Annotated in this window: 18 protein-coding genes; 16 read left to right on the forward strand and 2 right to left on the reverse strand. The window is 56.2% G+C overall.

What is annotated here, in order from left to right; all coding sequences use genetic code 11:
* Window positions 1-12: 12 nt before the first annotated feature.
* Window positions 13-828, forward strand: a complete 816-nt coding sequence (locus tag CMO10_RS16255) for a TIGR00282 family metallophosphoesterase (RefSeq protein WP_297024229.1) — start codon at window positions 13-15, stop codon at window positions 826-828.
* 79 nt (window positions 829-907) lie between these two features.
* On the opposite strand, the gene CMO10_RS16260 is transcribed toward CMO10_RS16255, so the two are convergent.
* Together CMO10_RS16260 and CMO10_RS16265 are read right to left on the reverse strand one after the other, a co-directional pair.
* Complete coding sequence (locus CMO10_RS16260) at window positions 908-3,145, reverse strand: methyl-accepting chemotaxis protein (protein ID WP_297024230.1); 2,238 nt, start codon at window positions 3,143-3,145, stop codon at window positions 908-910.
* A 375-nt stretch (window positions 3,146-3,520) separates the two neighbouring features.
* Complete coding sequence (locus tag CMO10_RS16265; RefSeq protein WP_297024231.1) at window positions 3,521-5,695, reverse strand: HAMP domain-containing methyl-accepting chemotaxis protein; 2,175 nt, start codon at window positions 5,693-5,695, stop codon at window positions 3,521-3,523.
* A 486-nt stretch (window positions 5,696-6,181) separates the two neighbouring features.
* Here CMO10_RS16265 and CMO10_RS16270 point away from each other — a divergent pair, with 486 nt between their 5' ends.
* The 15 genes from CMO10_RS16270 to CMO10_RS16340 all read left to right on the forward strand — a co-directional run bounded on the left by CMO10_RS16270 (window position 6,182) and on the right by CMO10_RS16340 (window position 20,806).
* Complete coding sequence (locus CMO10_RS16270) at window positions 6,182-6,928, forward strand: YebC/PmpR family DNA-binding transcriptional regulator (RefSeq protein ID WP_044828571.1); 747 nt, start codon at window positions 6,182-6,184, stop codon at window positions 6,926-6,928.
* 81 nt (window positions 6,929-7,009) lie between these two features.
* Window positions 7,010-7,540, forward strand: coding sequence for a crossover junction endodeoxyribonuclease RuvC (ruvC, locus tag CMO10_RS16275; protein WP_297024234.1), 531 nt, complete (start codon window positions 7,010-7,012; stop codon window positions 7,538-7,540).
* Window positions 7,537-8,232, forward strand: a complete 696-nt coding sequence (ruvA, locus tag CMO10_RS16280) for a Holliday junction branch migration protein RuvA (protein WP_297024237.1) — start codon at window positions 7,537-7,539, stop codon at window positions 8,230-8,232. Before ruvC ends, ruvA begins: the two co-directional genes overlap by 4 nt.
* The gene (ruvB, locus tag CMO10_RS16285) at window positions 8,229-9,290 is read left to right on the forward strand and encodes a Holliday junction branch migration DNA helicase RuvB (RefSeq protein ID WP_297024238.1); all 1,062 of its coding nucleotides are present in this window, start codon (window positions 8,229-8,231) and stop codon (window positions 9,288-9,290) included. Before ruvA ends, ruvB begins: the two co-directional genes overlap by 4 nt.
* Entirely contained in the window at window positions 9,290-9,751 is a 462-nt protein-coding gene (locus CMO10_RS16290) for a YbgC/FadM family acyl-CoA thioesterase (RefSeq protein ID WP_297024240.1), read from the forward strand. Before ruvB ends, CMO10_RS16290 begins: the two co-directional genes overlap by 1 nt.
* A gap of 7 nt (window positions 9,752-9,758) precedes the next feature.
* On the forward strand, window positions 9,759-10,490 hold the full coding sequence (gene tolQ / locus CMO10_RS16295; protein ID WP_167721624.1) for a protein TolQ: 732 nt from the start codon (window positions 9,759-9,761) through the stop codon (window positions 10,488-10,490).
* A 2-nt stretch (window positions 10,491-10,492) separates the two neighbouring features.
* A complete protein-coding gene (tolR, locus tag CMO10_RS16300) occupies window positions 10,493-10,945 on the forward strand; it encodes a protein TolR (RefSeq protein ID WP_297024243.1) in 453 nt (150 codons plus the stop codon).
* 7 nt (window positions 10,946-10,952) lie between these two features.
* Window positions 10,953-11,891 (forward strand): energy transducer TonB, encoded by a 939-nt coding sequence (locus tag CMO10_RS16305; protein WP_297024245.1) that lies wholly within the window; start codon window positions 10,953-10,955, stop codon window positions 11,889-11,891.
* A 41-nt stretch (window positions 11,892-11,932) separates the two neighbouring features.
* Entirely contained in the window at window positions 11,933-13,303 is a 1,371-nt protein-coding gene (gene tolB / locus CMO10_RS16310) for a Tol-Pal system beta propeller repeat protein TolB (protein WP_297024247.1), read from the forward strand.
* 129 nt (window positions 13,304-13,432) lie between these two features.
* A complete protein-coding gene (pal, locus tag CMO10_RS16315) occupies window positions 13,433-13,927 on the forward strand; it encodes a peptidoglycan-associated lipoprotein Pal (protein WP_297024248.1) in 495 nt (164 codons plus the stop codon).
* A 153-nt stretch (window positions 13,928-14,080) separates the two neighbouring features.
* A complete protein-coding gene (gene ybgF / locus CMO10_RS16320; RefSeq protein WP_297024250.1) occupies window positions 14,081-15,130 on the forward strand; it encodes a tol-pal system protein YbgF in 1,050 nt (349 codons plus the stop codon).
* A 93-nt stretch (window positions 15,131-15,223) separates the two neighbouring features.
* Entirely contained in the window at window positions 15,224-16,594 is a 1,371-nt protein-coding gene (gene tilS / locus CMO10_RS16325; RefSeq protein ID WP_297024252.1) for a tRNA lysidine(34) synthetase TilS, read from the forward strand.
* A gap of 85 nt (window positions 16,595-16,679) precedes the next feature.
* A complete protein-coding gene (ftsH, locus tag CMO10_RS16330) occupies window positions 16,680-18,623 on the forward strand; it encodes an ATP-dependent zinc metalloprotease FtsH (RefSeq protein ID WP_044828582.1) in 1,944 nt (647 codons plus the stop codon).
* A 13-nt stretch (window positions 18,624-18,636) separates the two neighbouring features.
* Complete coding sequence (gene folP / locus CMO10_RS16335) at window positions 18,637-19,752, forward strand: dihydropteroate synthase (protein WP_297024255.1); 1,116 nt, start codon at window positions 18,637-18,639, stop codon at window positions 19,750-19,752.
* A 265-nt stretch (window positions 19,753-20,017) separates the two neighbouring features.
* On the forward strand, window positions 20,018-20,806 hold the full coding sequence (locus CMO10_RS16340) for a response regulator transcription factor (RefSeq protein WP_297024257.1): 789 nt from the start codon (window positions 20,018-20,020) through the stop codon (window positions 20,804-20,806).
* The last annotated feature ends 30 nt before the right edge of the window (window positions 20,807-20,836 follow it).

Genomic DNA, 20,836 nt, shown 5'->3' on the forward strand with positions numbered 1-20,836 from the left:
ACAGGAAGCACAATGCGTTTACTTCATCTTGGCGACGTTCTGGGGCAATCCGGTCGCAAGGCAGCGCTCGAAGCGCTCCCGATGCTACGTGACCGTCTCTCGGTTGATATCGCGGTGGTGAATGTCGAAAACGCAGCCCACGGCTTTGGCGTGACGGCAAAGATTTGCAAGGAATTCTACGCCGCCGGTGCCGATGTCCTGACCACAGGCAACCATGTCTGGGATCAGCGCGAAATCATCGCCTATATCGACGAAGATGAAAAACTGCTGCGTCCTTGGAACTTCCCGGACGGCACGCCGGGCAATGGCGATTACGTTTTCAAAACCAAATCAGGCAAGAAGGTATGCGTGATCAACATGATGGGCCGCCTGTTCATGGATCCGCTATCCTGCCCGTTCCAGGGGGCGGACAAGCTGTTTGCCAAACACAAGCTTGGCAAGAATGTCGATGCGATGATCCTTGATTTTCATGCTGAAACCACCTCGGAAAAAATGGCGTTTGGCCATCATTGTGACGGTCGGGCATCGCTCGTGCTTGGCACGCACACCCATGTGCCGACTGCCGATGCCCAGATCCTGCCAAATGGCACGGCCTATCAGACCGATGTTGGCATGTGCGGTGATTTTGATTCCGTCATCGGCATGAAAAAGGAAAACTCGGTCCGCAAATTCATCACCAAAATGCCGTCCGGCCGGTTTGAGCCGGCAGAAGGCCCGGCGACGGTGTGTGGCGTTTATGTTGAAACCGATGACAAGACGGGCCTTGCCAAACGCATTGAATCGGTCCGTATCGGCGGCCGCCTTAAAGGCAGTTGGCCCAGCGCCTGACCCAAGGCCGCAGGGATGCGAGCAAAGAAAAAGGCCCGCCAAATGGCGGGCCTTTGTTGTTTTAGGTGTTTTCTAGAGATCAGGCGGCGCGATCACAGGCCTGCTGGCGCAGGTCATCAAGGATCGCGGAAATACGCGTGCGCATTTCGCTGACTTTCTCTGATGCAGTGCGCGAGGTGGTCAGAACCTCACCCGACAGCTGGCCGGTACGACCAGTTTCATTGGCAACCTCGGCAATCGATGCCGAAACCGCACGGGTGCGATCCGCCGCACCACGCACGTTGCGCGTGATCTCATCGGTAGCGGCCCCTTGCTGTTCAACAGCTGCCGAAATGGTCGTGGCAATCTCATTGAGGCTATCAATGATCGAGCCGATCTCGCCAATCGCGCTGACAGATTCCCCGGTGGCTTTCTGAATGCCGGTAATCTGGCCCGAGATTTCCTCGGTCGCTTTTTCTGTCTGGTTGGCAAGGTTTTTGACCTCGGCGGCAACAACCGCAAAGCCCTTGCCAGCATCACCTGCACGCGCAGCTTCGATGGTCGCGTTAAGTGCAAGCAGGTTGGTCTGCTCGGCAATGTCGGTGATCAGTGCGATCACCTCGCCAATACGGCTTGCCGACTGCGACAGGCTGTTGACCAGCTCGTTGGTGTGCTGGGCACGCTTGGCAGCTTCGTTCGAAATGCGGGTGGTTTCCGCCATCTGACGGTTGATTTCCGCGTTCGAGCTTGAAAGCTGCTCGGTCGCCGAAGCAACCGTTTCAACATTGCCCGTGGCTTCATCTGCCGATTTCGAAACTTCGTCACTCTGCCCCGAAACCAGTTCGGCACTGTCGGTCATCTGACCCGACACGCCCTGAAGCTGCTCGGCCAGTGTGGCGATTTCATTTACCGCACTTTCGACCTCACCCTGCAGGGTATCGGCCAGTGACAGCAACTCGTCACGAAGGGCTTCGTTGCGTTCACGGTTCAGGCGTTCTTCTTCGGCCTGCATGTCGCGGACCTTGATCGCGTTTGCCTTGAAGACGTCAACCGCGCGGCCCATGGCGGAAATCTCGTCACTACCGCCTGACGGGACAGCGGCCTCAAGATCACCATCGGCCAGCGAAATCATCGATTTCTGCAGACCGGCCAGACGACGCAGCAGGTTGCCACGCACATAAACCAGATAGATCAGAAGCGGGATCACGATTGCGGCTGCACCAACGCCATACATCACAAACGAGCTCTGCTGGGTGAGTGTGCTTGCTGCATCGGCCGAACCATCAACACCGGACTGAAGATCAGCCACAAGGGCGTTCACACCGTCTTCCATGGCAGCAGCGAATTCAGCACTGTCTTCGACGATGTCGATCTGCTCGTCGGCGAGCTTAAGTTCGTTGCTGCGTAGCGACGAAATGCTTTTGCGGCCCATCGACAGCTTCTTGATATCGCCCAGCAGCCCGTCATAGAACTTCTTGAGCTTCTCATTGGGCAGCTCGGCAATGGTGTTGGCGACAAGGCCAACCGCACCGCGCACCTGAACCCCCATGATACGAAGCTGCATGCGATCATTCGAAGACGCTGCTGACAGAACCGTGTTGGTGATTTCCGCACCGTTATTCGAAAGTGCCAGGATCGGGGCCTGAGCTGCCATCAGTTCATCAAGCTCGAACAGAAGACCCTTGATCGAGGATTCCTGCTCCTGGGTCATGAAGGCACCTGCCTGACGCAGATCATGAACCTGGCTGGTCACAGCGGTAATCTTGGTCTGGGAGGCCGACAGGATCGGCTGGATCATAGAATTGAATTTGCCGGTCAGCTGCTGGAACTGTGAGATGGAGGACGACAGTTCGCCAGCAACTTCAAACCGCTCGATCGTGGTGTCGTGAAGTTCCTGCAGCGCCTCGGCAAGGCTCTGGCCATTGGTTTCGATCACTGACAGAGTTTCTTCCGGAAGACCGGACTGGCTCAGTACACCGAGGTTTTCCTGCAAGGTGGCCAGCATGACATCCAAGTCAGCCTTGACGGCCTGTTCCTCTTCAACAGTCGAGGCGGCAACAATGCGCGGTGCGGATGCCACGATCTTGGCGCTTGTGGTGGCAAGCTGCTGTGCGGCAAACATCGGCGGAAGCTGCTCATAGGCAATCTTGTCAAGCTGGTTGCCGAATTTCGTGAAAGAGAAGACCGATACGGCCGCGGCGAGGATTGCAATCAGACCGACTAGAAAAAAGGCACCTGCCAGTTTTTCACGTACGCCCAGTCCTGCTTTGTTCGTTTTCTTAACGTTCTTCTTTTTTGGCGAAGACGGCTTGGCGCCGCGCTTGATACTTAAAGCCATATTCAACTTACCCCATAGACCAAAGAGACAAGCGTCAACACAACTTGTGCCGACGCATGTATGTACGTCGTTTGAACGTTTGTTCCCTGCCAAGCCACATTTTGGGGATACCCGATGCCTGCCCCGAACAGGATCACGGGAAGTAAAGTGGGGCCTGATTTATTATTATTAGGGTCAGCTATAACATAGCAACCCTGCCGCAATCATGGGTTTTTGGCCAAACCTGTACGTCTGTATAGCGACGGGTGTTGAATTCAGGTCATTTTTTCATCGGCTGTATTGCGTGCCAGGTGGGGGAGGCGGGTTTTTACGGACGCGACTCACAAAAAAGGCCCGCCATTGGCGGGCCTTTCGATTTTAAGCATATAAGAATTATCAGGAAGCAGCGCGGTCATGTGCCTGCTTGCGCAGATCATCGAGGATACCGTTAATTCTCGACCGCAGGTTTTCAACCTTCTGCGAAGCATCCTGTGCCGTGGCCAGAACCTGACCGGAAAGCTCGCCGGTCTTGCTGGTTTCATTTGCCACTTCGTTGATCGATGCAGACACCGAACGGGTACGGTCCGCAGCCCCTCGCACGTTGCGCGTGATCTCGTCGGTGGCAGCACCCTGTTCCTCAACGGCAGCGGAGATCGTGGTCGCGATTTCATTGATGTTTTCAATGATGCGGCCAATATCGCCGATGGCATTAACGGACTCACCGGTGGCTTTCTGAATGCCAGAAATCTGGCCAGAAATTTCCTCGGTGGCTTTTTCCGTCTGGTTGGCAAGGTTTTTGACCTCGGCGGCAACGACCGCAAAGCCTTTACCGGCATCACCCGCACGGGCCGCTTCGATGGTCGCGTTAAGGGCAAGCAGGTTGGTCTGCTCGGCAATGTCGGTGATCAGGGCGATCACTTCGCCAATGCGATCTGCAGACAGCGACAGGCTGTGAACCAGTTCGTTGGTTTCCTGTGCGCGGCTGGATGCTTCGTTGGAAATACGGGTCGATTCCGCCATCTGACGGTTGATTTCCGCATTCGACGCCGACAGCTGTTCGGTCGCGGCTGCAACCGTTTCAACATTGCCGGTGGCTTCCTGTGCAGAGCTTGCAACGTCTTCGGTCTGACCTGAAACCAGTTCCGCGCTCGACGTCATCTGGCCCGAAACACCCTGAAGCTGATCACCAAGGGCCGCGATTTCATTCACTGCACTTTCAACTTCGTTCTGCAGCGTATCGGCCAGTGCCAGCAGCTCATCACGAAGCGCTTCGTTGCGTTCATGATTAAGACGCTCTTCCTCGGCCTGCATTTCCTGCACCTTAAGGGCGTTCTTCTTGAAGACCTCGACCGCACGGCCCATGGCGCTGATTTCATCATTGCCCTTGGCCGGAACCGCGACCTCAAGATTGCCATCGGCAAGCTGGACCATGGTTTTCTGCAGAAGTCCAAGACGACGCAGAACGTTGCCACGAACATAAAGAACATAAATCAGAAGCGAGATCACAACACCAATCGCTGCAACAGCGGTCAGCGCGGTCAGGCTCTGTTTCTCGACAACCGATGCCTGGGCGGCAGCTTCGTCCACTTCGGCATTCAGGCCGGCAACCAGCTCGGCAACGCTGTTACGCATTGCGTTGGCATATTCGCCACTCTGTACGACAAGTGCCTGGCTTTGTTCGGTTGCTTCAAGTTCGCGCTTGCGAAGGTCGGGCAGGCTGCCGTCCCCAACCGAAAGCTTCTGCATCTTGTCGATCAGATCGACATAGAATGCCTTGAGGCGATCGTTATCAAGTTCTTCAAGCTTGCTCAGCGCGTCGGTATATGTCCCGCGAATACGCACCGGAATGATCGACAGGCGCACGGCCTGGTTTTCCGTGGTGCTGGCGATGATCATGTTCGCAGCCGACGAACCAAGGCGTTCGATATCAAGGATCGGGCTGCGGGTTTCAATCGCGCTTGCGTATTTCTGGAAGGACTCAAGGATCTCGTCCTTGTCCGCGCCGTATTTCTTTGACGGATCATCGGCGAAGGACGCGGCATATTCGCTGCCCTGTGCGATGTCATTCTGGGTATAGGACAATACCGGTTTCAGGGTATCGCCATACCGTTTGGCCAGATTCTGGAACTCTTCGAGCTTGCTTGCTTTCTCGTCGCTGATCTGGAAGCGTTCCTGCGTGACATCGTGCAGTTGTTTGAGGTTGTCCTCAAGCAAGGCGCGATTGTCATTGATGCTTGCGATCACAGCGGGCATGAAGCCTGTAGCTTCAATCTCGGCGATGCGCACACCAAGCTCTTCAAGGCGAACTGCAAGTTCGTCGTTGATCGCGGTTTCTTCTTCCGGATTGGTCGCGGCCACAATGCGTGGGGCGATTGCGACAATTTCCGCACTGCCGGTTGCCAGTGCCTGCGCAGCAGCAATCGGCGGAAGTTTTTCTTCGGTAATGGTGCTAAGCGCGTTACCGAACTGGTTGAAGGAGACAGCCCCGACGATGGCAGAAATAACCGCCATCAATCCAACCACAGCAAACGATATCAATAGTTTGCTTTGGACCCCGAATTTAGTTCCCATTCTATCTAACCTTTGTTTCCTAGCTGTTCCCGCATGGCTTCTTTGTCCATTCGGTTTGTGTCTGGCGCCACAGGATCCTTTTAAATCCTGTGTGGGTGGCGTCAGCTTGGACCCCTGAGAGTGTTCTTCTTTAGTTTAATGTTCTACTGCAATGTTTATTAATGAAAGAATATCATGTGGTCTGCAACATCTATCCGCGTATAGGGCAGGACTATCCTCGGATAGGATAGGGTTTGAATACGGTTGAAGCTCCTTCAACCTTGCCGTTTCTTTTCGATATTCTGCGTTGTGACCAAGCATGGCTGGACCTCGCAGAGCAAACAGGATATAGGAGCGGTCGAAATTTTCGTTCGCGTATGTCGCAGATGTGAATGCTCACCCTGTGCATGCCCGAACGGGCTGGTCTGTCAGGGAACGCCCGTATGACCGGCGAGGTATCGCCCGATACCGTTCCAAAATGAGTTCAATGACGACAGGTTTTAGGTTATGGCCGGCCATTCCCAATTTAAGAACATCATGCACCGCAAAGGTGCGCAGGATAAAAAGCGCGCCAAGATCTTCACCAAACTCGCGCGCGAAATCACCGTTGCCGCGAAAATCAGCGAAGATATCGACAGCAACCCGCGTCTGCGCGCGGCGATCTCTGCTGCCCGTGCTCAGAACATGCCCAAGGACAACATCGATCGCGCAATCAAAAAGGCGACTGGTGCTGGCGAGGGCGACAACTACGAAGAAGTCCGTTACGAGGGCTATGGCACCGCCGGTGTTGCCGTCATCGTCGAAGCACTGACCGATAACCGCAACCGTACCGCATCCGAAGTGCGCGCTGCCTTCACCAAGCATGGCGGTAACCTTGGCGAAACCGGATCGGTTGGTTTCATGTTCAACCGTCTGGGCGAAATCGTCTATCCGGCTGACAAGGCCGATGCGGATGAAATCTTCGAAGCAGCGCTTGAAGCCGGTGCGGCCAACGCGGAATCCGATGAAGAAAACCACATCATCGATACCGAGATCGAAGACCTCAACACCGTGCGTGAAGCCCTGACCGAGAAATTCGGCGATCCGGAAAGCGCAAAGATGGTGTTCCGTGCCACCACCGAAGCCGACATCACGGTTGATCAGGCACAGAGCATCATGAAGCTTGTTGATGTTCTCGAAGACAACGATGACGTTCAGAATGTCTGGACCAACGTCAACTGGACCGACGAAATCGTTGCTGGCCTCGACAGCTAATTAATATTTGCCAACACCCGCCTTTCGCTTTTGAATGGCGGGTGTTTTGTATCTGGAACCCGGTTTTCTTTGGGGGATGTAGTGGTCAGAGTGCTCGGGATTGATCCCGGTCTGCAACGTACGGGGTGGGGGGTCATTGACCTTGATAACAACCGTATGCGTCATGTCGCCAATGGTGTGGTGACATCTACCCAGTCACTTACCCTGGCCGAACGCCTTGATCAGCTCCATACCGGCCTGATGGAAGTCATCAAGGTCTGGACACCCGATGAAGCCGCGGTCGAAGAAACGTTCGTGAACAAGAACCCGGTCTCGACCCTGAAACTGGGGCAGGCGCGTGGTGTTGCGCTACTCGCCCCGGCACGCAATGGCATTCCGGTAACGGAATATACACCCAATGCCGTCAAAAAGACTGTGGTCGGTGCCGGTCATGCCGCCAAGCAACAGGTCGAAATGATGGTTTCGACCCTGCTTCCGGGATGTGACATTGCCGGGCCGGATGCTGCTGACGCCCTTGCCGTTGCCATCTGTCACGCGCAACATGCCGGGAACCGGTCGCTTGCCAATTCAATGGCATCAAAGCCAACACGAAACGGGAGAAAATACAGGTGATCGCCAAACTGCGCGGAATTGTGGATTTCATCGGCGAAGACAGCGTCATCATTGATGTCAACGGTGTCGGATATCTGGTTTTTGCCTCCCGCCGAACACTTTCCATGCTGCCGCCCAAGGGCGGGGACGCCGGGTTGATGATCGAAACCCATGTCCGCGAAGATCACATTCATCTCTATGGCTTTGCCGATAACGCTGAAAAGCAATGGTTTGCATTGCTCACCACCGTGCAGGGTGTTGGCGCCAAAGTCGCACTGGCCTTGCTATCTGTGCTGACCCCGACCGACCTTTTGCGCGCGCTGGCAGCCCAGGATACCACGGCCCTGTGCCGCGCACCGGGAATCGGCCCCAAGGTCGCGACCCGTATTGTCGGCGAGCTTAAGGACAAGGCCGCCAAGCTCAACCTTGGCCCGGTCGCAGCCCCCGCAGCGCCGGCAGCTGATGACGCCAAGCCCGCAGCAAAATCAAAGAAATCGACCAAACCGGCTGCTGATGTGAGCGCGGACACAGCGCCAAGCGAACCGGTCGTTGATGATAGCGTTGTTCTGGCAGACGCCGTATCCGCACTGGTCAATCTGGGCTATGGCCGCTCCGAAGCCTTCGGCGCGGTCGGCAAGGCCGCCCAGCAGGCCGGTGATGACAAGTCGATTGATACCCTGATCCGTCTGGGACTAAAGGAGCTTAGCGCGTGAGCGAAGAAGAAGACCGTCTGCTCAGTGGTGAGCGTCGCGAAGAAGACCATCAGGATGGATCGCTGCGTCCCCGTCGGCTTGATGATTTTACCGGCCAGAAAGAAGTCCGCGAAAACCTTGATGTCTTCATCAAGGCTGCCAGTGCGCGCGAAGAAGCCATGGACCATGTCCTGTTCTTCGGTCCGCCGGGACTGGGTAAAACCACACTTTCGCAAATCGTTGCCAGTGAACTTGGTGTCGGCTTTCGTGCAACCTCCGGCCCGGTGATTGCCAAGGCCGGCGACCTTGCAGCCCTTCTGACCAACCTGCAGCCGCGCGACGTTCTGTTTATTGATGAAATCCATCGCCTTAACCCGGCGGTCGAAGAAATCCTGTATCCGGCGATGGAAGACTTCCAGCTTGATCTGATCATCGGCGAGGGGCCAGCTGCCCGCTCTGTCCGGATTGATTTGCCGCCCTTTACGCTTGTGGGCGCAACAACCCGTTCGGGCCTTTTGACGACCCCGCTACGTGATCGTTTCGGTATTCCGCTGCGCTTGCGGTTCTATGAGCCCGAAGAACTGGTCAGCATCGTTGCGCGTGGTGCGAAGCTTCTGAATTTCGACATGACCGAAGAAGGTGCGATGGAAATCGCACGCCGTTCGCGCGGTACCCCGCGTATTGCCGGTCGCTTGTTGCGTCGTGTGCGTGATTTTGCCGCAGTGGCGGAAAAATCACCGGTCGATAAATTTATTGCCGATGCCGCACTCACCCGGCTTGAGGTCGATAACCTTGGTCTTGATAGCCAGGACCGTCGTTATCTTAGTTGTATCGCCAGCAACTATGGCGGTGGCCCGGTTGGTGTCGATACGCTGGCCGCAGCCCTTTCGGAAGAACGCGATACCATCGAAGATGTGATCGAACCCTATCTGCTCCAGCAGGGGCTGATCCAGCGCACCCCGCGCGGGCGCATGCTGGGCGTTAAGGGCTTCAAGCATCTTGGTCTGACCCCGCCGCGCGAAGCCGGTGGCATGCCGCTTTCCGATCTGTTTGATGGTCAGCCCGGGGACGATTCCTGATGTCGCAAAAAAATCATGAAGTCCTTCTGGGGCACCTTGAAGGCAAGCGGCATATCTATCCGCTTATTGTTTATTACGAAGATACCGATGCAGGTGGCGTGGTCTATCACGCCAATTATCTTGCCTTCGCCGAACGGGCGCGTTCAGCGATGCTTAACCTCTTGGGCTTTACCAATCGAAATGTTGCAGAACGCCACAAAGTTGCCATAGCCGTTCGACACTGTACGCTCGACTTCAAACGTCCAGCTCTTTTGGAGGACCGTCTGACGGTCGAAAGTCGGGTGATCAAGCTTGGGGGCGCATCGCTTGGCTTTGAACAAAAGATCATGCGTGACGGCGACGAACTTGTGGTGATCGAGATTTATCTCGCCTGCATGTCGTTGGAAGGACTTCGGGCACAACGCCTGCCCGATGAATTAAGAACAGTATTTAATCGATGTCTCGATGTGACAAAGGACTGACGGGAATATGGAAAATCAAGTGGTCGACGCGGTAACGCTGGGGCAGTCGGTCATGGCGCATGACATGTCTCTCTGGGGGCTGTTCATGCAGGCTGGACTGGTCGTCAAAACGGTGATGATCGGGCTTTTGCTGGCTTCTGTCTGGGTATGGGCGATTGTGATTGAGAAAATCCTGCGGCTGCGCAAACTGCGCGCTCAGGCCCACACCTTCGAAGAAGCCTTCTGGTCGGGCGGATCACTTGAAGACCTGTATGACCGCATCGCCGATCAGCCGCGCGATCCGATGTCAGCCATCTTTGTTTCGGCCATGCGTGAATGGCGCCGTTCAAACGCCAAGGGTGTCCATGGCGACACCATGCGCGCCCGCCTTCAGCAGCGCCTTGAAAAATCCATGGAAATTACCCTCGGCCGTGAAATGGACCGGGTGGAACGCTACATGACCTTCCTGGCATCGGTCGGTTCGACCGCACCGTTTGTCGGTCTGTTCGGGACCGTCTGGGGCATCATGGTGTCGTTCCAGTCGATTGCGGCTTCCAAAAACACCTCGCTTGCGGTCGTTGCACCGGGTATTGCCGAGGCACTGTTTGCAACCGCCATGGGCCTTGTTGCCGCCATTCCGGCCGTGGTTGCCTATAACAAGATTTCCAGTGACCTGAACCGGTACAGCAACCGCCTCGAAGCTTTCGTGGACGAGTTCTCCTCGATCCTTTCGCGCCAACTTGACGACACGAGAGACTGATTATGGGCGCTCAACTTGCCAAATCAGGCGGAGGACGCCGTCGCGGTCGCCGGGGGAACCGGCGCGCTGCCATGAGTGACATCAACGTCACCCCGATGGTTGACGTTATGCTCGTATTGCTCGTGATCTTCATGGTCGCAGCCCCGCTGATGACGGTCGGGGTCGAGGTCGATCTGCCCGAAACCAGTGCCGCCCCCATGACCGGGCAGGATGAGCCGCTGGTGGTGTCGGTTTCGGCCGAAGGCACGATCTACATCATGGATAGCGAAATCGCGCAGGACACCCTGACCGAAAAGCTCGCGGCGATTACCGAGAACAAGGCCGACACCCGCATCTTCGTGCGCGGTGACAAGGCAATTGATTATGGCCGCGTGATGCAGGTCATGGGCCTGATCAAGGATGCCGGCTTCACCAAAGTCGCCCTGATCGCCGAATTGCCGGCAAAGGGTTCGTAATCGAATTATGCTGCGTTACGCTCTCATATCGCTTGGTCTGCACGTCGCCCTGTTTTTGGTGGCGTGGCTTGGGCTGCCCGATCTGTTTGATGAAACACCGCTGGATTTGCAGTCCATTTCGGTGGAAGTCGTGACGGTGGATGAATTCTCTGCCGCGCCGACCAAGGCTTTGCCAAAGCCTGAACCGAAAGAGGAACCCAAACCGGCGCCGAAACCGGAACCAAAGCCCGAACCCAAGCCGGAACCGAAGCCCGAGCCAAAACCAGAGCCCAAGCCGGAACCAAAGCCAGAGCCGAAACCCGAACCAAAACCGGAACCCGTGCCTGAGCCGACCCCGGAACCTGCGCCAAAGCCAGAGCCGGTCCCGACGCCAGAGGTCAAAAAAGAGCCTGATCCACAACCGACAGAGCTTGCCGCTGTAAAGCCGGCTGCTAAACCGACGCCGCCGAAACCGGAACCGGTCAAAAAGCCGGAACCGAAAAAGGAAGAGCCGAAGAAACGCGACCTCATGAGCGTTCTGAAGGATGTCAGCAAGCTCAAGGAAACCTCGCAGGCAACACCGGAACCGCAGCAGGAAGAAACACCGCAGGAAAATGCCAGCGAGGTTGTGGCAACGCGTCTTGATGCCAATCTGACCATGAGCGAGCTTGATGCCGTCAAACGTCAGATCGAAAGATGCTGGAGCCCGCCGGCAGGGGCCAAGGAAGCAGGCAACTTTGCGGTTGAAATTCATGTCAGCGCAAACCCTGACGGAACCGTCCGTCAGGCGCGGATCAGCAACCTGAACGAAATTCAGGGCGATACTTCCCGCCGTACGATTGCGGAAAGTGCCCTGCGAGCAGTGCTAAATCCGCAATGCAGTCCTCTAAAACTGCCGCTGGATAAATACGAAATGTGGCGCACATTCACGTTCAATTTTGACATGCGTGAAATGCTGGGCCTTTAACAAACAAGTTCTTGAACACGCGTGGAAAATAGCGAGGCAGGATGACGATCAAGACCAACGCAAAAAAACGATTTTGGGCTAAAGGCAGTGTCGCGGCACTGTGCGCCCTTGCCGTTGTCGCTGGCCTGAATGTCGGGTTCATGTCGCCGGCAAAGGCGGAACTCCGGATTGATATCACCCGGGGTGAATTGAAACCGATGCCAATTGCCGTCACCCGCTTCCCGGGCGAAGGCGTTGCCGAAACCGAAATCGGTCAGAACATGACCCAGGTGATTGCCGCCGATCTCGAACGGTCCGGGCTGTTTTCACCGATCAATGAAAATGCATTCATTCAGAGTGCAGCGTCATTGGCGGTGAACCCGAACTTCGCGGAATGGCGCGCGATCAATGCCCAGGCACTGGTCAATGGTCGCGTTGTGACCGAAGCGAATGGTCTTTTGCGCGTTGAATTCCGTCTGTGGGATGTGCTGGCCGAAACCCAGATGTCGGGCGTTGCCTATCGCACGCAGCCGAGCAACTGGCGCCGCATCGCGCACAAGATCGCCGACGAGATCTATAAGCGTATCACCGGCGAAACCGGCTATTTCGATACGCGCGTTGTTTATGTTTCTGAAAGTGGTCCGGCCGATAACCGGACCAAACGTCTGGCCATCATGGATCAGGATGGTGCGAACCACCGCTTCCTGTCCGATGGCCGGTTCCTTGTGCTGAACCCGCGTTTCTCGCCGACGGCACAGGAAGTGGTTTACATGTCGTACTTTAACGACAAGCCGCGCGTCTATGTACTTGATATTGATAGTGGCGAGTTGGAATTGCTGGGCGATTTTCCGGGGATGACCTTTGCACCCCGATTCGCGCCAGACGGGAACTCGGTTGTGATGTCGCAAGCGCTTGACGGTAACAGTGAAATTTACAGTCTCGACCTGCGTACGCGCGAAAAACGTCAGCTGACGCGTCATCCGGCCGTGGATACTTCGCCTTCCTATTCGCCAGACGGGTCGCGCATTGCGTTCAACTCCGACCGCAGTGGGGCACAACAACTTTATGTGATGAATGCTGATGGTGGCGGGGCACAACGCATCAGTTTCGGTGGCGGGCGTTATGCCACACCGGTCTGGTCGCCACGCGGTGACCTGATTGCATTCACCAAATCCGAAGGAGGTCGTTACTATATCGGTGTCATGCGGCCAGACGGCAGTGGAGAAAGGCTGCTGGCCGAGGGGTATCTCGTAGAGGGACCCACATGGGCGCCGAACGGTCGAGTTTTGATGTACTACCGCCAGCACCCGTCCAGGGACGGGACCAAGGATCGCTATCGTTTGTATTCGATTGATCTTACCGGTTATAACGAGCGAGAGATCGTTACACCGGCGGATGGGTCGGATCCTGCATGGTCGCCCTTGATTCCCTGATATCTCAAGAGTATAGTCATCGCGAAGCACTGAATGCGATTCGCTTTAATCGCGGGCATTTTCGGTGTCGCGAGACATGGAAAACACCAACCTCGGGCGAATGCGTCCGGTGTTAAGGGGAAAACTTAAATGAAACTTCGTATTCTCAGCGTTTTTGCAGCTGCCGCTCTTCTGGCTGCTTGTGAAACTGCACCTGATAGCACGGCAACCACTGGTGGCGACGGTGCAAGCACTTCTTCTAGCGCGTCGTCTTCGAGCTCTCTGGCTGAAAACAGCCCTGAGTGGTTCGCTGTCAACGTTGGTGACCGCGTCTTCTTTGGTTTCGATAAATACGATCTTGCCGGTGAAGCACGTCGCACCCTCGAACTTCAGGCCGCTTGGCTGAAGAAATATCCGCAGTACAAAGTTGTTGTTGAAGGTCATGCCGATGAACGCGGCACCCGTGAATACAACCTTGCACTCGGCGAACGCCGCGCGAACTCGGTCAAGGATTACTTGATCGCTCTGGGCATCGACCCGTCGCGCGTTGAGACCATTTCTTATGGTAAAGAGCGCCCGGTTGCTCTTGGCCATGACGAAGAAAGCTGGGCTAAAAACCGCCGCTCTGTTTCGGTTATCCGTTAAGCGCGTGCAGGTGAAAGCCTGACTTGAAGATCAAGGCGCCTGTCCCGCTCGGGGCAGGCGCCTTATTTTTGCCGCCTGAAAATGTTTGAAAGTCACGACATGAATTTTCATAGTGACCTTTCAAAGACTGAATTGACGACAAAGGACCCGAAAATGATCCGTGTTCGATCCGCCATTTCGCCAAGAAGCCGGTCCAAAAGCCGCAACCTCCTGATGGCCCTTGCCGTCGGAGCCGTGTTTGGCATGACATCACTCGGGTCTCAAACGGTCCACGCGCAAGACGCCAACATGTCGCGTCAGGTCGAACAGCTGCGCAAGGACCTCGATCTTTTGCAGCGCTATGTCTATCGCGAAGGCACAGGTGATGCTGCGCAGGCCGCTGCATCTTCTGGTGATGGCGGGGCTGCAACCCCAGCTGCTGCCCGTCAGCAGGTCCAGATCAGCGCGCTTGAACGCACAACCACCCAGCTGACCGGCCAGCTTGAAGAATTCGACTTCCGCATTCGCAAAATGGAAGACCGTCTCGAACGTCTGGTCTCCGATATCGATTTCCGCTTAAGCCAGCTTGAAGGTGGTGCTGTGTCCACCAACGGGGCTGCCAGTAGCGCGGCACCTGCTGCTGGTGCAGCAGCCCAAGGCAACGCCGCTGCTCCGACGGCCGGGCAGGGCGGTGCAGGGACTGGCGAACAGCTTAATAATCGTGGCACCCAGCTGTTTGGTGTGATCGAAAGCGAAGGTCAGCCGCCGCAAATCCCGACAGGTGCAGCTGCAAGCAATAACGCCGCGCCGGCCCAGAGTGCTGCGGCAACCACCGGCACCCCGGAAGAACAATATCGCGAGGCCTTTGGCCTTCTGCGCCGTCAGGATTTTGATGCCGCCGAACAGGCGCTTGGCAATTTCGTCAGCAACCATCCCAATGATCCGCTGGCCGGCAATGCGCAATACTGGCTGGGCGAAACCTATTATGTGCGTGGCCAGTATGAAAATGCCGCCATCGCCTTTACCGAAGGTTTCCAGACCTATCCTGACAGCACCAAGGCACCGGACAATCTCCTGAAACTTGGCATGTCGCTCGGAAATCTTGGCAAGAACGAAGATGCCTGCACGGCGTTTGGCCACCTGCTGGATAATTTCCCGAACGCATCCAACGTCGTTCTGGATCGTGCCCGTCAGGAACGCCAGAACCGTGGTTGCCCGCAGTAATCAAATTCAATGATCGACAACGTTACGTCATCATATGATCAGGATACGGCGTCCCGTGGAACTCCACTGGACGCCGTTGTCTTTGATAAGCTGATGATGGCATTCGCCCCGTTTGAAAGCGTGCCCAAGCTGCTTGTCGGTGTTTCGGGTGGGGCCGACAGCATGGCCCTTGCCGTGCTCGCCCATGACTGGTGTCAGGCCCGCGGCGGGCAGGTGATTGCGGTGACGGTCGATCACGGCCTGCGCAAGGCCGCTGCCGACGAGGCCCGCTGGGTCGCGGCTGAGCTTGCCCGATACGAGATCGAACACATCACCAAAGTCTGGCAGGGCGCAAAGCCAACGGGCGCGGTCCAGGAAAAGGCCCGTCAGGCCCGCTATCAGATTTTTAACGACCTGATGCAGGAGATCGGCGTCTTCCATTTGCTGGTTGCCCATCACGCCAGCGATCAACGCGAAACCATCGCCATGCGCCGCGACCGTGGTACAACCCCGCTGGGGCAGGCTGGCATGTCAGCGCGCCGGTTTTTGCGCCATGGCCGTTTGCTTCGGCCACTTCTGGGCATTGCCAAAGCCGATCTCGTCGCCACCTTGTTGGCCCGCCAGCAGCCATGGATCGAAGACCCGTCAAACCGGGATGAAAAATTCGAACGTGTGCGTGTCCGCAATGCGCTTGCCGATGACGCCTCGGCCGACGTCGACCTGAAACGTGATGCCGCAACCCGGCACAACCTTGAACGCAGCATTGGACGCCTATTGGCTGACGCAGTGACCCTGCACGCCAATGGCATTGCCATCCTCAATGCAGATGTGCTTTTGGCCGCCGATGCAGATCGCGATGCCGCGATCCATACGTTGGGGCAGGTGGTGCGCACCGTCCGCGGGGCTTCCTATATGCCCGCACGCGATAAACTGGCTGGCGCGCTTGATCGATTGCGTACCGATAACACCGCACGGATCAGTCTTGGGGGCTGTGTTTTACATGGCCGGAAAGGCGGGATTTGCGTTTACCGGGAATTTGGCCGGATGGCGAAGGATCCGATCGCACTCGATACAGAATCGCTTCCCTTATCCGGCGTTGTGAAGTTCGATAATCGCTTTGAATGGCAGGCAGATGACGCCGGTTTTGGTGCGCAAAGTGGGCTTTGGATCGGGCCGCTTGGTCTTTGTGATGTGTTTCACACGAAGTCTTTTCGGACCGCATTGCGCGAAATTGCACCATTTATTGGTAATTTACCGCGCGCAGCCCTTGCATCCATGCCTGCACTCTACGATAAAGAAGGCTTGTTATCCGTTGGCGGGCTTGAGGTTTCGGAGCTTTCCGACGTACTATCCGCCGCCGGTTGCGAACGGCCTCTGGGCAGGGGCCAGATCGCATCAGGTGGCAGTTGGCAGTTTGCGCCGCAAGTACCTTTGTGGGAAAGTGGTTTCAAATCGTCACCGAAACCCGACAACCTACTTGCGTAAGCGGGGCTTATGACTATTTGATTGTCAGACCCTGCGCAGGAAGTTTTGCGTCATGGCACACATAAATTGCGACCAGTAGCTTGGAATGAATATGGGAAAAAATCTCGCACTGTGGGTTATTATCGCCATCCTTTTGGTGGCGCTGTTTAACCTGTTTCAGTCGCCCTCCGGACGGTCCGGTCAGTCGTCGCTGGCATTCTCGGACTTCCTGGCCGAAGTGGATTCAGGCCAGATTTCCGAAGTCACCATTCAGGGCAACAACCTGACTGCAGAAACGCGCGACGGTCGCTCTGTTAATGTTTACACCCCGGATTATCCGAACCTCGTCGAAAAGCTGAATGACAAGGGCGTGCGCATCATCGCACAGCCTGAGGAAAGCCTGTCGCCTCTGATGAGCGCGCTGATCAGCTGGTTCCCGATGCTTCTGATCATTGGTGTGTGGATTTTCTTCATGCGTCAGATGCAGGGCGGCGGCGGCAAGGCCATGGGCTTTGGCAAGTCCAAGGCCAAGATGCTGACCGAGAAATCCGGGCGCGTCACCTTTGAAGACGTTGCAGGTATCGAAGAAGCCAAGGGCGAGCTTGAAGAAGTCGTCGACTTCCTGCGTGACCCGCAGAAATTCCAGCGCCTTGGCGGCAAGATCCCCAAAGGCATGCTGCTTGTCGGCCCTCCGGGTACCGGTAAAACGCTTCTGGCGCGTGCAATTGCTGGCGAAGCAAACGTCCCGTTCTTCACTATTTCGGGTTCCGACTTCGTTGAAATGTTCGTTGGTGTCGGTGCATCGCGTGTGCGTGACATGTTCGAACAGGGCAAGAAAAACGCACCTTGCATCATCTTCATCGATGAAATCGACGCCGTTGGCCGCCATCGTGGTGCCGGTCTTGGCGGCGGTAACGATGAACGCGAACAGACCCTTAACCAGCTCCTCGTCGAGATGGATGGTTTCGAAGCCAACGAAGGCGTAATCCTTGTCGCCGCAACCAACCGTCCGGACGTTCTGGACCCTGCATTGCTGCGTCCGGGTCGTTTTGACCGTCAGGTCGTTGTGCCGAACCCGGATCTTGAAGGCCGTGAACACATTCTTGGTGTCCATGCCCGCAAGGTTCCGCTGGGTCCGGATGTTGATCTGCGCACCGTTGCACGCGGTACCCCGGGCTTCTCGGGTGCGGATCTGGCAAACCTTGTTAACGAGGCTGCTCTTCTGGCCGCCCGTCTTGGCAAGCGTGTTGTCACCATGGCCGATTTCGAGAACGCCAAGGACAAGGTCATGATGGGTGCGGAACGTCGCTCCATGATCATGACCGATGACGAGAAAAAGCTGACCGCCTATCACGAAGGTGGTCACGCCCTCGTCGCACTCCATACCCCGGCCTCCGATCCGATCCACAAGGCAACCATCATCCCGCGCGGTCGTGCGCTCGGTATGGTGATGCGCCTGCCGGAACGTGATCAGGTCTCCAAGTCCTATGAACAGCTGATCTCCGACCTTGCGGTTGCCATGGGTGGCCGTGTGGCTGAGGAAATCATCTTTGGCAAGGACAAGGTCACCACGGGCGCTTCTTCGGACATCAACATGGTGACGCAATATGCGCGCAAGATGGTGACCGAGTGGGGCTTCTCCGACAAGCTTGGTAACGTCAAATACGTTGATAACCAGGAAGAAGTGTTCCTTGGTCACAGCGTTGCCCAGCACAAAAACGTTTCGGAAAAAACCGCTCAGCTGATTGACGAAGAAGTCCGTCGTTACTCTGACGAGGCTTATGAATTCGCCAAGCGCGTTCTGACCGAACATCTTGATGACCTGCACAAGCTTGCCAAAGGTCTTCTGGAATATGAAACCCTGTCGGGTAGTGAAATCGACGCGTTGCTGCGCGGCGAGGAAATCAACCGTCCGGGCCATTCTTCCGGTGGCGGTAAGGATGCCGGTGGCGGACGTCGCTCCACGGTGCCAAGCACCGGCGGTGCCCGCAAGGATAACCCTGGTGATGGTGGCGGGGACCTTTCCCCGGAACCGCAACCGGGAAGCTAACAGAAAGAGACTGATGGACGAGATCAAAAGATCGGTCCTGCGAAGCCCCGCCGATGTGCGGGGCTTTGCCGATTTTGAAGGACCGCTTTACTACGCACCGACCGGTTTCATCGACCATGCCGATGATCCCAACACCCTGCCTCTTGCCGGATCACGCAGGGGCTTTTCCGCCCTTGAAATCATCCGTCGCCGCGAAGGCGGCGGGGCCGAAAGCATGATCCTGCCACTCCTTGCCCTTGAAGGCTGGGTGCAAAACAGTGGCCGGGTGGATGAAATCAATGCCGTGCTGGACCGTTTGATGGCCAAACGCCCGGATTTCGCCGGGCTTGATATGGCATCCTGCCATGTCATGGGCATCGTCAATGTCACGCCCGACAGCTTTTCTGACGGTGGCGATTACAACACCACCGAACAGTCCGTAGCGCGCGCAGAAGCCATGGTCGAGCAGGGAGCATCGATCATTGATGTCGGCGGCGAATCCACCCGCCCGGGTGCCGATGACGTGTCCGAGGACGAGGAAATCAACCGCGTCGTGCCGGTTATTCGTGAACTGGCCGCCAAAGGTCATGTGGTTTCAATCGATACCCGTCATGCCAGTGTGATGGAAGCCGCTATCGAAGCTGGCGCTGCCATCATCAATGACGTCACCGGCCTTGAAGGCGACGAACGTTCGATGGAAGTCGCCGCGTCTTCCGGCAAGCCGGTCATGCTGATGCATATGCAGGGCGAACCGGGCACCATGCAGGCCAACCCGCAATATGATTGTGCGGTTCTTGATGTTTATGACTATCTGCTCGACCGTATTGAAAGCTGCGAACGTGCGGGGATCTCGCGTGATCGCATTTGCATTGATCCTGGCATCGGCTTTGGCAAGACGCTGTCGCACAATCTTGAATTGTTGTCGCGACTGGCAATCTTCCATGGTCTGGGCTGCCCGATCCTGCTTGGCACATCGCGCAAGTCCTTCATTGGCAAGATCGATCCCAAGGCCGACCCCAAGCAGCGTCTGGGCGGTTCCATCGCCTCAGCCGTCAATGGATGGCGCCATGGTGTGCAGATGATTCGCGTGCATGATGTGCCCGAAACGGTACAGGCCCTCGCGGTCGCAAGTTCGACTGCCATCGTATAGTGGTGTGCTGAGCGCATCGTCTGCACGTATAACTTGTCATTTTAGCGTCATGGTTTATTAACGGGGGCGCGGAACCGGTTTCAGGCTTGGCTTTGGACCGGTTCCGCGCCCTTCGTTTGATTTGTGGCCGATTCTGGCATTTTCTGACCATTGAAGGTTGAGGGTTGCAGAATTGATGCAATGACCACATACCAATAAGGATCAAACAAAAGTGGCGCCAAAGTCACAGTTGATGGTTGGAATACGCAAACGCGAAGGTCTTTAGATGAACGAGATTGGCGGTCTGACGCAGCCGTTCCCTGGTGACGTCACGTCTGGCTGGAATGCAATGACGCACTGTGTATATGTCGTGGAAGATAACACGGACCTGAACAAGGATCTGTGTGAGTATCTGGAGATGTGCGGTTTCGATGTGGTCGGTTGTGAAACCGGTGCCGCATTTTACCGGGCTCTTGACGCGCGCAAACCTGATGCCGTCATCCTCGATATCATGCTTCCCGATGCCGATGGCTATGAACTGGCCCAGCATGTCCGCAAGACGATTGATTGCGGCATCATGATGCTGACCTCGCTTTCGGGTATGGACAATCACCTGACCGGCTATAAATCCGGTGCTGATGTGTATCTGACCAAGGATAGCCCGCTTTCTGTGATCGAGGCCGCCCTTAAGCCGCTTCTACGTCGTGCATCAAGATCCGATGGCGATGCTGCGGTGGAAACGCAGATTTCCGAAGATAGTTGGGTACTTGATATGCTCAACTGGAAACTCCGCAATCCCGAAGGCAATGAAGCGACCCTGACCGCGACCGAACGCACCATCGTCAAGCTTTTGATCGAAGCCAATGGCGCTTGGCTGACCCGTCCGGAAATTGTCGAGGCACTTGGCAAGGCTGATACGGCGGAAAACTGCCGAAACCTTGATACTGCCATCCGACGTGTGCGTCAGAAGATCATGAAGGATATCGGTGAAGAATTGCCGGTGCGCACCGCCTATGGCCGTGGCTATGCCTTTACCTCACCGGCCGCTGTGCTGGGCGAGGCCGAGGCTTCCTGATCCAAACTTTCTAATTTTTTCGAACTTAAG

Source organism: Thalassospira sp. (genome assembly GCF_002709775.1).
In the GTDB taxonomy this organism is placed as follows: Bacteria; Pseudomonadota; Alphaproteobacteria; order Rhodospirillales; family Thalassospiraceae; genus Thalassospira.